We start from the raw sequence: 12,739 nt of genomic DNA, 5'->3' as shown, positions 1-12,739 counted from the left end.
ATAAACGATTTGTATTAGTTCACTTCTTGTAAAAGGTTAATTCTTCAAAACCTGTTTGGCCTTCGATTGCGAGCCGCAGAGTTCCCTCTGGCCTGAGGCTAAAGACCCAAGTTTCAGCAGCTTTGCTCAAAGTAATTTGGTTATCTGCCAAAATGAATGCATCTAATTCATCAGTAATTGCACTATCAGCACAACTAGTCTTGAAGCCAACTTTAATTCCGCTAGCGCTTTCACGGATATTGATATTTGTGATGTTGCGTGGCTTGCTATCGTTGTTCCAACAGCCGATTAATAGTGGGGTTGTCGCGCCTCCTGCTGAGGTTGGTTCTGGGGTTGCTGTTGGTTGAGGAATATTTGATTGATTTGAGGTAAGCTTGATTTGTTTTGGTAAGCGATCAGCTTGAATATCGACATTAAACATGGCTGAATCATAGCCAGCTTTTTCAATACTCAATCGTCCAGCTTGCTGATTGTACTCATCGCTAATTGAGATACGTGCAAAACCGTTATTATCGCTAAAAGCTTCGAGTGGCGCGAGGTTTGGCAAGGTTATACTAACTTTGGCTTGACTAATTGGCTTGTTGGTTGTATTGTCGATCACTTCAACTTGATAATTAAATGTATCATTTGGCATGAACTTCAAGATACCAATGATCGCAGCAATAATCACTGCCGCAGCTCCGATCCAAGCCCCTTTGATAATCGCCTTTGGTTCGGTTAAACCAGTTTTAGACTGCGTCATGGTTGTACGTTCACTCATATTTGACGAAGATCCTGTTTGTTGTTGGCTTGGCTGCTGAGTCGCTTGATTTTTGCGTTGATTAATTGCCACCTGAATTGCTGCGATTTCATTCTTGGTTGTATTGCGTTGGTTGACTAAATAGACTGGCTTGGATACTCCGTGTTCTGCCAACTGGACTTCTAAAATTTGTAAATTGTTCTGATTTTGTGACAATAGCTGCTCAAGCGTGTTAAGATCAAGATACTCGTAATTAGTCATAAACCAATCCCCTAACCATAACTACTAGTTTATTTGACGTAATGAACGATAGCCTAATAATTTCGCTGTTATACTTTGCGATGGAGTTGCCCTATCATACACTATTGGTTAGCTTGGCGAAAGGGGGATTTTGTACATATGTGGTCGTAATTGTAAGAAAATCTTGCTGCTGCTTCCTTTCCTAACATTCATCAGCAGTTCACCCTAGGCTTTCTCGCGCGACTCAAGCTTATAGGTTAAGCCTAGATTGAGAAAGGAATCAGCAGCTATGCTCAAGCGCTACCTCAGATGGATGGGAGTTATTGTTGGCTTTTGTGTGTTTATGATGATCATGGGGGGTTGTGAGGAAGAAAATAAATTTAACTATTCTATTACGGTGGTTAATAGTGTAGATAACAAGTTTATTAGTCAGGCTAAAGTTATGATTACTTTACCAAATATAGGAATGGTTGATGCTTTTACTGGTGATGATGGTTTTGCCCCCTTTTTTATTGATGATGACTATAATAATATGTTGGTTCCCATAACTATTGAAAAGGAGGGTTATAATCCTTATAAAGGTACCCTAACTATTCAATCAAATCAAATCTCCAAACAAATTAAACTCAATCCAATTCAAGCTCCGGAGCCACCCCCCACCCCTGAAAACACGCCAATCCCTGCTACTCCTACCGTTGCTGTATCGATTCGTTGTGATGGAAAAGTAGCAAACGACGATTATGCTGGGGCTATCCAAGCCTGCACTGATTATATAAATGCTAACCAAGATGACTATAAGGGCTATTATAATCGGGGAATTCTTTATGCGAATCCAAAGGTGCTCAAATGTGCTGCATCAATTGCCGATTTTGATCAAGCTGTTGCCATCGAGCCAGAATTGGCGGATGTTTATTATCAACGCGGCTTGGCCTATCAAGATTGTGTTAAGGATCTTGATGCCGCCCACGCTGATTTGACCAAGGCGATTGAGTTAAATCCTCCATATCAGCCAAATGTCTATTTCAATCGTGGCGTGGTTGAAATTGGTCGCTCACAGCTTGAGGCTGCCAAGGCGGATTTTGCTGCATGCATTCGTCACCCTAAAGTCACGCCTGAGCAAAAACAGGAATGTAATAATTGGCTGATGCAAATTAATTTTGAGAGTTGTACAACTCCTGCGACAATGACAATTGTTGGTGGTGCTCAACCAGTTTCAGCGAATGCTAAGCCATTGTTTGATCAAGGTGTCACAGCAATGGGTACTAAAGATTGGAAGGCTGCGATTAATCGCTTTACCCAAGCAATTGATGATACTAATGGTTTTGATGATGCTTTTGCCATGCGTGGGCGTTCGTATCTCAAACTCTATCATGAGACCAAAATTGAAGAGTATTTAAATTTATCGGTTGTTGATTTACAACATTCTGTAGCGCTTAATCCAAACAATTTTGCAGGCCACTATAACCTATCAGCCGCCTATACCTATCTCTATGATCTCAAAGACCAACCTGATCATATTATTAACTGTGCAGTTGAACATTCGATTAAATCAAATGAGCTAAAACCTGAGGATGCATCAGCTTGGAAGAACACTGGAATGCATTTGCTTGATCAAGCAATTAATGTATGTTCAGCGATTAATGCCTTGAATCAAGCGCTGAAAGTGAATCCTAAATACGATGCAAATTACTTTTATTTAGGCCGTGGTTATGCAATGCTGAATGATAAGCCTCAAGCATTAAAGTATTTTGAATTATTAGCCAATAGTAAAAATAGTGATTCAGAAGTTATCGAGCTGCAAAAGAAATTACCAGATGAATTAGCAATTGTAAATGCGATTGATCCAACCGCAGTTGTAAAAACGTGCCCGTAACAGCATTTTAATTCAAATACTGCCAACCAAAAAGCAACCAGCTATGCTATTGAATAACTGGTTGCTTTTGTCGTTTACAACGGCTGGGCAATTTCCCAGAGGTGACCAGCCGGGTCGGCAAAGCTGGCGGTGCGTACACTCCAAGCCCGATCGATCGGCCCATTCAGGAATTCTACCCCACGGCTGCTTAGTTCAGCATAAATTTGGTCGGTATTGGCAACCGTGATCGTATATAAGGCCCGTGAATCGACGTTGGGCACGGCCATGGGTGCTAGTAATTCAACAGCTGCACTCTCGGTGAGCAGGTTGATTAATGTTGCGCCAAATTGAAAGACCATCGATTGTTCATCGCTAAACACCTTGGGTAAGCCAAATACTTGTTGGTAAAACTGGCATGTTGGTTGCATCAGGTTATCGGGCACAAATAGCGTGATCGCGCTGATTGCGCCGTCTGTCCATTGATCTGACTGATTCATTCGCTCCTCCGTGAAGATAGTACCTGAATTATAGAACATATTTTCTATTTTGTGACATGGTGATTTTCAAAAATGGAAGCTGTCAGCGTTGTGAATTAAACATAGTCCCTCACTCTGTTGCTACTTTGGTAGGCAAAGGCGTGAGGGACTATGTTTAGGGATTGAAACGAAACGATATTACTAATTCACAGTAAAGTTTACATTTGAAAGATCAAAAAATACGTTGTTGGCGCAGCGTACTTTAATCCGTGCTTGAGTGGTTGCGGTGTTGGGAATGGTAACTGCTTGGCTGCCATCGTTGGGGGTTGAGCTAACCAAGCTGCTGAAGCTGCTGCCACCGTTGCTCGAGAAGAGAATCTCGACATTGGCGCAGCTAACTGGGGCGGCGGTGGTGCTGGCAACGTTCCAAGTGATGGTACGGCTGCTGTTACGAGTCCAGGTTACGGCGGTATTAGGCGCTGTTACGGCGAATGGCCCAGCCGCGCTGCTGACCGTCACATTGGCCGTATCAATTGCATAGCTGCCGCCGCCAGCCCGATTATCGCGAACAATCAGTCGGAACACCATGGTGCGGTTGGTGGTTGGCAACGATTCGCCAATCGTCGCAGTGTTATTCAAAATATCGCTCAATTTGGGGAACGAGCGCTTGGGATTGGTGCTTGGGTTGAAGCTACGGAAAATTGGGCGTGAGCCGTTGTCGGTGTTGGGTGGCGCGGCTGTGCCCAAGTTATATTGCTCCCAGTTGTAGGTCAAACTATCGCCGTTGGCATCGCTGCCAGTGCCAGTTAATTCAAATGGCGTGCTGCGTGGAATCATGTAATCGGCCCCTGCGTTGGCCACTGGAGCGGTGTTGCCCGTGTTGGTTGCCGTGCCACAGCTTGACCCACCACCAGTGGTGATGAAGGTGGTAATTTCGTTCAAGCTCTTGGAATGGAAATAAGGATCGCTGTTGGATTGCAAGTTTTCAGCGCCACAAATCCCAGCATAGGCCATAATTGTTGATCCACTGCCTGGCTCGTAGGCAGCGCTGCTGGCGCGATTGCCACCGCCACAACTGCCAGTTGTGCCATTGAATGTATGATTTGCCCCAAATTGATGCCCAATTTCGTGGGCCACATAATCAATATCAAATGGATCGCCAACCGGAGCCGACGAGCCAGTTACGCCTTGGGCTTTGTAGTTGGTCGAGCAGACTGAGCCTAACGAGGCTACCCCGCCGCCGCCAGTGCTGAACACATGACCAATATCATAATTGGTGTTGCCAATTACATTACGAATATTGGTCTGATTTTGGCTGAGCATCGTTACCCCATTGTTGTTGGTGTAGGGGTCGGTGCTGGCGTTGGCATAAATGATATTGCTGTTGTTGGCAACCAACACCATGCGTACAGCAACTTCACGTTCGTAGACTGCGTTAACCCGATTCACGCTGGTGGTGATTGCGGCCAAGCCTTTGGCAACGGTTCCACCATGATAGGCGGTGTACTCGCCAGTTGCGGCCATGGCCAAACGATAGGTGCGCAATTTATCGCCAACTGCTTTGGGTGCTGCCAAGCCATCATCGGTCAATGGTAAATCGATGACATAATCTTCAACTTGACGATCGGCCAATTTTTGGCTGCTGGGCACAAAATTTTTGCTATCGTAAACGATGTAGTGTTGGGTATCGCCCGCGCTGTAGGGATCGATGAAAATCCGGCCTTGATCGCCTAAAATCAAGCCATGAAAGCCTGCGGGTGTCAGATCCAAGCGTCCGCTCAGATTGGGAGTATCCACCCCAAGGATTAAGTAGGTGCGAATTTCGGGGAATTTTGCCGCTAGTTCTGGCTCCATAATCGGTGATTCGACCACTCGAAATTGCTCGAACTTGCCATCGGGCATGGGCAATTGCAGGCTATACAACGAGTTTGCGACCGACTGATCTTGCTCTAGTGGCGCTTTGGCCAAATATTGGCTCAATCCAGCGACATCTAATGCAACGGTGCGATAGATCGTTGGCACAATCTGGCGAGCACCTTTTTGAGCAATCCGACTTTCCTTGATATCTTGCCAAAAACCATCGGACGAAGCGGCGGTAGGAGTGACGAGAGTGGCGGCGGCAAAGCTACTCAGCAATGCGACCACCAAGGCTGCAACGATCACCAGCGATGAACGTTTTCCGGGCATGCCAAACCTCCTAGGGGTAGAAGTGGATACCCAGCTATTATACATTAAAATATTTAATTAATTTTGAGGTTTGTTAATTTCTAGCTTGAGTTTAGGCTCCACGTCGGTAGTGGGCTAGCGATTGATCGAGCCAAGTTTGAATTGTGCTGGTGGTGGTTGATCCAACAAGTTCTAAACAAACCCGCTGTGGTGGTCGAGATAAATATAACGGATAAACTGAATCGATATAATGCCGATGCCAAACGATGAAAGCGGCTGTGAGCATACCCGCAACCTGAATTTCAAGGCTATGACCAGCGTGCCATAACCTTCCTTCCATCCCATCTGGCTCAAGCTTCCATTCTAAAGCCCATTCAGGTTGCGGGTTAAAGCTGATTGCTGGCCAAGCCTGAATTAACGCATGGCGATAATCAAATAGATTGATCTGGAGTTGATCAGCATGGTTGGTTGAACCAATTGGATCATCAATGCTGGCTTGTGGGTTGTAGGCGCTAATCAAAAAATAAGCTGGCATAGTTAATCCTGCACAAAACTTGACCATGGCTGCAAACTTGAGCGCCACGCAGCCATACTATTCTCCCAAAACACGGCCCGACAATTTCCACAGCGATAGATCTCAATCCGATCGGCTAATTGGCCTGAGCCATCGAAGGTGTGGGCAGTGTTGTAGAGCATGTGCTCGGCGCATGCGGGGCAACGTTGGGTTTGGTTGCTAATTGGCCGTGGTTTATGCCAACCGTTGGTGGCCATGGTTACGTTGTAGGTTCCTTGAAGATGCTGCGAATCTGGCTCTGGTGGCGTAATTGCGGGCGTTAGCGGGCGGAGCAATTCAATTAATGATTGATTATCAACTGCATAAGCACAGTGTAATGCCGTCCAGCCTTGTAAGCGCCCTGCCGTAAGTTGGGCCGTCGGATCAGCTTTGGCTTGTAATAATAGTTCAACCAGATCAAGCCGATTAGCTAAGGTGGCATAGTGCAAAGCACTGTAGCCATAGGGCGTTACAATGGTTAAATCTGCACCCCAATTCAGCAATTGTTGCACACTTGCCAGCTGTTGTTGCTCAACCGCCCAGTGCAAGGCAGTGCGCCCAAAATGGTCAGTCTGATTGATATTTGCGCCGTTGGCATACAGCTTTTGAGCGCTAGCCAAATCGCTATAGACGAGAAGCTGGCTTAGCCCTAACAACCCAGCATGATTGAGGGCATGGATATTGGCTCCGCGAGCCAGCCAAACCTGCCATGTAGCGTCATTTTCTGTACAAACACGCTCAGCAAACTCTTGATCGATCAAGGCTTGATAGGCTAGAGTCGCAGGCTCAAGTTGGCTCAACATGGCCTCAGCAATTAAATCCAGCAATATTAAATTGCTAACCAATGGCCGTGCTGAACGTTGTTGGCGCAGCAGCATTGGATAATTGAGGCTTAGATTTGCTCCAACCAAGCGCGTCAAATCGGCTCCGGCCTCAATTAACGGCAGTGCGAATTGGGGATAATGGCATAGTGCTAGCTGTAAAACGGTTGGGTAATTGCGATATGGGCTATCAACATTAACGCCTCGCGCCAGAAAATCGCGAACATACTGCTCGTGTTGAGCGGTAATCGCTGCGCCTAAAACATCGGGAGCATGCAGATCAGCCCCAGCCTCGATTAATTGTTGGGCAAAGGCGAAGCGCTTGATGTTGATCATGAATGGCAATAGTTTTGGGGGAATTTGAGGTTTAAGGCTGAGCACCCAGCTAAACAATTCGCCAGCCGCCTGATCAATAACCTCGGCGTGGGCGACAACCTCAAGGGCAGTTTGCTCCATCGACCATTTGCCATAGCCTAGCAGATTTATGTCAGCACCATAGGCCAATAAACATTCAGCCAAATCACGGCGTTTGTGAGCAAGTACATAGGCTAAAGGTCTCCAAGCTTCGCGCACCTGAGTTTCGTTGCCAATGTGCTTAATTGCATAACTTGGCTGGTTGGGATCGGCTCCCATGTGCAGAAAAATTTCGATTAGTGCTAAATCGGTGCTTTTGTTCAAACAAATACTACTGATTGCTAAATGAAATGGCATTAAGCCTTGCCCATTGATCGCGCTGATTTTGGCTCCGTTGGTCAAGAGTTGTCGTGCCATTGTAGGGTTATTGAACTGAACAGCGGCATGCAAGGCGCTCGAATGGGGTTTTATAATTTCACAATTAATGGGTGAGCCACACTGCAATAAGCGATCAACTACATCAGCAGCATTATGCCACGCAGCCAAACACACGCAAGTATAGCCATCGCTAGTATAGGCGCTGGTCGATGCACCGTGATCAAGCAACAGATTGGCGATTGCCATATGACCTTTAATTAATCCAGCATGCAACGGAGTACGAATTCTGAATGGCGGGCCTTCGATTGCTGTGCTATTGGCTAATAACCATTCAACTGCTGCTTGATGCCCATTCCAAGCAGCTAAGGTTAGTGCCGAAATGCCATTATTCGTCGTTTGATCGATATCAATTGCTTGTTCTAACAACCAGATAAGTAGTTGCAAATTGCCACTGCTGGCAGCATATAACCATGGCGTGAAGTTTGAATCGGCTTGAGCATGCAGATCAGCGCCGTTTTGCCAGAGCAATTGAGCCAGCTCGAAATGGCCGTTGAGACAAGCCAAATGCAATGGAGTTTGTTGTTTATAGCTTTGGGCATGGCAGTTGGCTCCATGGCTCAGCAAAAGCTCGGCTATCGCATAGCGATTGTAGATCGCCGCCCGATGCAAGCTGATATAGCGGTTATCTTGCAGTGGTTGGTTGGGGTTGGCTCCCGCGCTGAGTAATGCGGCGACCAATGTTTCGGCTGGTTGGCTGGCAAGTTGATAGAGGGCGAAATCAAGCGACTTTTGCTTCCAGGCTGGACCTGTTTGCAAATGCTCAAGTATTTGTTCGTAGGCTTGGTGTTTGAGCAGTTTTTTTAATGAATTGAGATTCATTGGCAATGCCTCGCGTGATCTACGTACCTAAGTATAGGCGATCAATATGTGGCATGACAAGCGATCATAATCGTTTAATTGAGTGATATGCTGGCCCGTTAAGCCTGCTAGACAGGCTCAATCCTGCTTGCTACACTGGAGCTACAACTCTTTCTTTTCAGGAGGTGTATTGATGGAGAGTATCTGGAAGACGAGTGTTTGGCAGCAATTTGGTGCAGCAATTGCCATGCTAGAAGATCCAATTGTCCGTTGCCCCGACCAGCTCTGGACGAGTGTTTTGTGGGAAGACCCTGATGATCCGCGCTATGGGCATTTCTGGTTTGTGGCCTATCATACCTTGTTCTGGCTGGATCTCTTTTTGACTGGTTCAAGCGAGGGATTTAAGCCGCCAGCGCCATTTGTTCGTGGTAGTTTGCCAGAAAACCCCTATACCAAAGATCAAGTGCTTACCTATCTGCAAGATTGTCGGCAGCGCTGCAAGGCGACGATTATGGGCTTGACTGATGCAAAGGCCCAAGAGCGCTGTGTTTTTGAGTGGATGCAACCAAGCTTTCTGGAACTTCAACTTTATAGCATGCGCCATGTTCAAGAGCATGCCGCCCAATTGAGTTTGGTGCTAGGCCAGCAAGGTATTGCAGGCGCTGATTGGATTGCTCAAGCGATTGAGAAAGCTGAGTAAACCCTAAATTATTGTAGTCATCAGTAGGAGCACAGCTCTAGCCAATCAAATTAGGGCTGTGCTTTTAATTAAATGATTGTCCACCCGTAACTTCCAATCATAGCATTACGTATCGCCAGCAATAGTGATAGAAAGGTGGAGTTATGCGATTTCGAAAACTATTGATTGGCTTGCTCATTGGGGGTTTAATGGCGGCATGTGGCAATCAAGCCAGCCTGTCACCAACTGATTCGCCCACACCTACTGATCGGCCAGCGCCGACTGAACGCAGCGTTCAAGTAACCGTTACAAATCTTGATGCTGAAGAACTTGAATCATTGTTTGAATTTGCCTCGGCCAAAGAACCAATTGTCAAAGGCGAAATACTGGCGATGGCCAGTACAAACATTTCCTTCTCGTTTGAGGTACTAGAATTTGTGCGAGGCGAGCAGGCCTTGGCAACGATTGCAACGCTTGATCCAGCGTATGCAGGCCCACCGAATGGATATGAGCTTGGACTGGTTCGGGCAGTAATCAATCATGGAAATGTTCATGCAGAGCCAGTGGTGCTTGATGGTACGCTCATATCGCTGCTCGTTCTGACCAATGGAGAATATCAGGCGCTAAAGGATCAGCAGGGTTTGCCGTGTTGTATCGAACCTCGCTTTGATACTCCGGTTGCAAAAGCTGATCGAGTGGAAATCTATTTTCCGATCTTGGTTGCGGCTGATGACCCCAATCCCTTGCTAGTGATCAATCGTGATGGGTCGGACAATGCTGATGCTAGCCATTTTGCCTTGCAATAAGCCATCCTTAGCTCAGCGATTCATTCCAAATCTCCGTTTCAGGATTTTATGGCTTAGAGCTATGCCAAAAACAAACGATACACAGCTCTTTTGGCTATGTTCAATTGGAGAATGCTCCAATCAAAAGCAGTAACCGATGCAGAGAATCGAGATGTTAATAGCATGTTAATAGTCATAACCAGAGTGTTCTGGTATACTGACGTCAAACCTTCTCCTCTCTCTTCTCTCCCACAAGTGACCCTCAGCGGGTCGTTTGTGGTTTTAGGGCTATGAACGTGAATCATATCATGGTGTTCAACCTATGCCTGCATCACCTCATCGGCGGCACGCAATCCACTGAGGTAGGCTCCATGGACGGTTGAGGGATAATCGCGTGATGTTGCTTCCCCTGCAAAGAACAGTCGCCCACCAACAGGTTGGGTAAGATCGTCACGCAGGGCATCGGTTGCCCCAATGCCCAAAAAGGAGTATGAGCCAAGAGCATACGGGTCAGCGCCCCAGCGGGTGATCTGCCACGCCTCTGGATCTGGAATCGTAGGCCCATAGATCGTGCGCAACACCTGCATCCCATCCGCAATAATCTCCGCATCGCTGCGTGATTCGAGCATACGAGCATACGAACCAGCATTAAAGCCTAGCAAGATCGGGCTATTGGTGTAGTGATAGATATTGAGGAATTCAGCCCAACGGCCTTTTTGTTCGTCAATATAGTTAATGATCTCTGGTTCCTGTGGCCAGAACGCCGTTGGAAAGCGCAGCCATGTTTTGTTGAGCAGCCCCGATCCGAGCAAGGTGATCGCATCAGTTTTCGAAGCATCAAGCGGTGGGATGAACTGAATACGGCCTTGTTTGAGTACACCGAGCGGAACGGTGATAATGACGTGCTCCGCTGCAAAGGTCGCGGTATCGGTCGTAATCGTGATTGATTCAGCAGTGTAATTGATGGCGTTGACGGATTGCCCAGTGTGGATTGTAAGGCCTGCCGTGAGGCGATCAAGGATTTGATCATACCCATCAAGAAAAATGACATCACCCCCAACAACTTCCCCATCATTATCCCAATACTGGGCTGATAATTCCTCGACATCGGCAGCATACTCATGTTCAATCGTGCTATTGATGCTGAAATTCAAGTGTGGTTGATCGAGTGATTCAGCTTGTTCAGCGAGAACCTGCTGCATTGCCGCCGCGAGTGACATATCATCGGTGTCTTCGACTAACTCAGCCACGGCATCCATCAGCGTGACCAACTGCTCCTCAAGCTGTTCCACAGCGGCATCGTCGAGTTCTTCGCCATCCATGGTGTAGGCCAGACTGTTCTCATAATCGGTGGGTGTTCGCTCAATGCCTGCGGTATCTGCCAGATCGGTGAGGGGATTGTGTGTAACGCCATGAATCCACGAAGCCCCTAAATCCACGGGCATATCGTCCCACATACGGCTTGTCCAAATGCGCCCACCAATCCGATCGCGTCCTTCGATGATCTGGACGCGATAGCCGTTCGCTTGGAGTTTGGCGGCAGCAGCTAATCCCGCGATGCCTGCACCAATCACGATGACCTGCGGAGTGCTGTCACTTGGTACTGGGCTATTCGATGTGGTAGTGGGCTTGATGGTTGGTTCATTCGGATCATTGGATGCGCAGGCAGGTAGCCATGGGCTAAGGCCAACGAGTGCCGCAAGTTTCAGGATATCGCGCCGTGTGTAAGGCATACATCCTCCAAATAAAGGTGATTATATGACTTCGCACAACCATTCTGGCTAGGAGTTGGTTAGTTAGTATAGATCCGATGAATCATGAGATGTATATCTATTGGTATAGATATTTACTCTACTCCTCAAATGTGTGTAAGTTTGTTCGTGATCAGGTCGTTTGTGGTTTTAGGCGCAACAGCATTGACAACATAGCTTGATAAGCAATTAGGGTAGCGTAGATCGTGAGAGGAACCAATCGTGGGCATTAAAAATTACCGAATCGATGGTGTTTCCTGTGCTGGTAAAACGACGGTTTGCACGGAGCTCCAACGTCGTGGCTATCATGCCATCCATGGTGATCGCGAGTTGGCCTATACCGGCGATTTGCAAACGGGTGAGCCGGTGGATACAAGCAACAACGAACCTGGGGCGTGGATTTGGGATGTAGCAAAGGTGCGTGCATTAGTAGCTGATCGAACCCATCCGGTTACTTTCTTTTGTGGTGGTTCTCGGAATTCTGACCGCTTGATTGACCTGTTTGATGCGGTATTTGTCCTCGAGCTGGATTTAGATACCCTTAATCAACGGCTTGCGGCTCGACCTGCCCATGAATGGGGTGGAACAGCCGAAGAGGGCGAAGCCTTTGCATGCTTCCAGCATGCGACAAACGATGGTTTCACCACACATGCAATCCGTATTAATGCAACTGCTCCGCTGGCAATCGTGGTTGATACAATTCTTGCCTATACCACCAAATAATTAATCAACGGTTCTGTAAAGCGCGTGTTTCACGATAAATTGGGTAGTTCTTAGCAATAGCCGAGGAAGGAACAACGATGACTCTTCAACGGATGGACAATGTGTTGATCGTGGTTAACGATCTTACGGCTGCAAAGGGGGTCTTCATTGAACTTGGGATGGAACTTGAGGGCGAGATGCCACTGGCTGGACTGTGGGTTGATCAGGTCGTTGGGCTTGAGAATGTACAATGCGACAGGGACTGTCAAGTAGATTGTGTATTTCGCCCCATTACCCCGGAAAGCGTCCGTCAAAGCGAATGGCCAATTGGTTGCGAATCCGTGCCCAGTTTGGCAGCGTGACCCATTTTGCAGTGATATCGCGA

10 protein-coding genes are annotated in these 12,739 nt (G+C 47.2%); 4 read left to right on the top strand and 6 right to left on the bottom strand.

Annotation, left to right across the window (positions count from 1 at the left end):
- Positions 1-19: 19 nt before the first annotated feature.
- Positions 20-1,000 (bottom strand): hypothetical protein, encoded by a 981-nt coding sequence (locus ABEB26_RS04030; protein WP_345720670.1) that lies wholly within the window; start codon positions 998-1,000, stop codon positions 20-22.
- Positions 1,001-1,268: 268 nt separating this feature from the next.
- Between ABEB26_RS04030 and ABEB26_RS04025 the strand changes: the two genes are divergently transcribed.
- The gene (locus ABEB26_RS04025) at positions 1,269-2,852 is read left to right on the top strand and encodes a tetratricopeptide repeat protein (RefSeq protein ID WP_345720669.1); all 1,584 of its coding nucleotides are present in this window, start codon (positions 1,269-1,271) and stop codon (positions 2,850-2,852) included.
- Between the two features lie 74 nt (positions 2,853-2,926).
- Here the strand turns inward: ABEB26_RS04025 and ABEB26_RS04020 are convergent, their stop codons facing one another.
- The 4 genes from ABEB26_RS04020 to ABEB26_RS04005 form a co-directional block, all read right to left on the bottom strand.
- On the bottom strand, positions 2,927-3,328 hold the full coding sequence (locus tag ABEB26_RS04020; RefSeq protein ID WP_345720668.1) for a VOC family protein: 402 nt from the start codon (positions 3,326-3,328) through the stop codon (positions 2,927-2,929).
- A 180-nt stretch (positions 3,329-3,508) separates the two neighbouring features.
- Positions 3,509-5,494 (bottom strand): reprolysin-like metallopeptidase, encoded by a 1,986-nt coding sequence (locus tag ABEB26_RS04015; RefSeq protein WP_345720667.1) that lies wholly within the window; start codon positions 5,492-5,494, stop codon positions 3,509-3,511.
- 91 nt (positions 5,495-5,585) lie between these two features.
- Positions 5,586-6,008 (bottom strand): hypothetical protein, encoded by a 423-nt coding sequence (locus tag ABEB26_RS04010; protein WP_345720666.1) that lies wholly within the window; start codon positions 6,006-6,008, stop codon positions 5,586-5,588.
- A gap of 2 nt (positions 6,009-6,010) precedes the next feature.
- Entirely contained in the window at positions 6,011-8,458 is a 2,448-nt protein-coding gene (locus ABEB26_RS04005) for an ankyrin repeat domain-containing protein (protein ID WP_345720665.1), read from the bottom strand.
- A gap of 172 nt (positions 8,459-8,630) precedes the next feature.
- On the opposite strand from ABEB26_RS04005, the gene ABEB26_RS04000 reads away from it, so the two are divergent.
- Entirely contained in the window at positions 8,631-9,137 is a 507-nt protein-coding gene (locus tag ABEB26_RS04000) for a DinB family protein (RefSeq protein ID WP_345720664.1), read from the top strand.
- Positions 9,138-9,280: 143 nt separating this feature from the next.
- The gene (locus ABEB26_RS03995; protein WP_345720663.1) at positions 9,281-9,922 is read left to right on the top strand and encodes a hypothetical protein; all 642 of its coding nucleotides are present in this window, start codon (positions 9,281-9,283) and stop codon (positions 9,920-9,922) included.
- Between the two features lie 299 nt (positions 9,923-10,221).
- Here the strand turns inward: ABEB26_RS03995 and ABEB26_RS03990 are convergent, their stop codons facing one another.
- A complete protein-coding gene (locus tag ABEB26_RS03990) occupies positions 10,222-11,634 on the bottom strand; it encodes a flavin monoamine oxidase family protein (RefSeq protein ID WP_345720662.1) in 1,413 nt (470 codons plus the stop codon).
- 240 nt (positions 11,635-11,874) lie between these two features.
- Here ABEB26_RS03990 and ABEB26_RS03985 point away from each other — a divergent pair, with 240 nt between their 5' ends.
- Positions 11,875-12,375: an AAA family ATPase gene (locus ABEB26_RS03985; protein WP_345720661.1), complete on the top strand. Its 501-nt coding sequence runs from the start codon at positions 11,875-11,877 to the stop codon at positions 12,373-12,375.
- The last annotated feature ends 364 nt before the right edge of the window (positions 12,376-12,739 follow it).

This window comes from Herpetosiphon gulosus, assembly GCF_039545135.1.
GTDB classification, from domain to species: domain Bacteria; phylum Chloroflexota; class Chloroflexia; order Chloroflexales; family Herpetosiphonaceae; genus Herpetosiphon; species Herpetosiphon gulosus.
The sequence above is the reverse complement of the archived record's forward strand: the minus strand, read 5'-3'. Positions and strand labels throughout refer to the sequence as shown.

Coding starts and splice junctions, on each gene's coding strand:
- ABEB26_RS04020 (WP_345720668.1), bottom strand. CDS start 3,328: ATGAATCAGTCAGATCAATGGACAGACGGCGCAATCAGCGCGATCACG.
- ABEB26_RS04025 (WP_345720669.1), top strand. CDS start 1,269: ATGCTCAAGCGCTACCTCAGATGGATGGGAGTTATTGTTGGCTTTTGT.
- ABEB26_RS04015 (WP_345720667.1), bottom strand. CDS start 5,494: ATGCCCGGAAAACGTTCATCGCTGGTGATCGTTGCAGCCTTGGTGGTC.
- ABEB26_RS03995 (WP_345720663.1), top strand. CDS start 9,281: ATGCGATTTCGAAAACTATTGATTGGCTTGCTCATTGGGGGTTTAATG.
- ABEB26_RS04010 (WP_345720666.1), bottom strand. CDS start 6,008: ATGCCAGCTTATTTTTTGATTAGCGCCTACAACCCACAAGCCAGCATT.
- ABEB26_RS03990 (WP_345720662.1), bottom strand. CDS start 11,634: ATGCCTTACACACGGCGCGATATCCTGAAACTTGCGGCACTCGTTGGC.
- ABEB26_RS04030 (WP_345720670.1), bottom strand. CDS start 1,000: ATGACTAATTACGAGTATCTTGATCTTAACACGCTTGAGCAGCTATTG.
- ABEB26_RS04005 (WP_345720665.1), bottom strand. CDS start 8,458: ATGAATCTCAATTCATTAAAAAAACTGCTCAAACACCAAGCCTACGAA.
- ABEB26_RS04000 (WP_345720664.1), top strand. CDS start 8,631: ATGGAGAGTATCTGGAAGACGAGTGTTTGGCAGCAATTTGGTGCAGCA.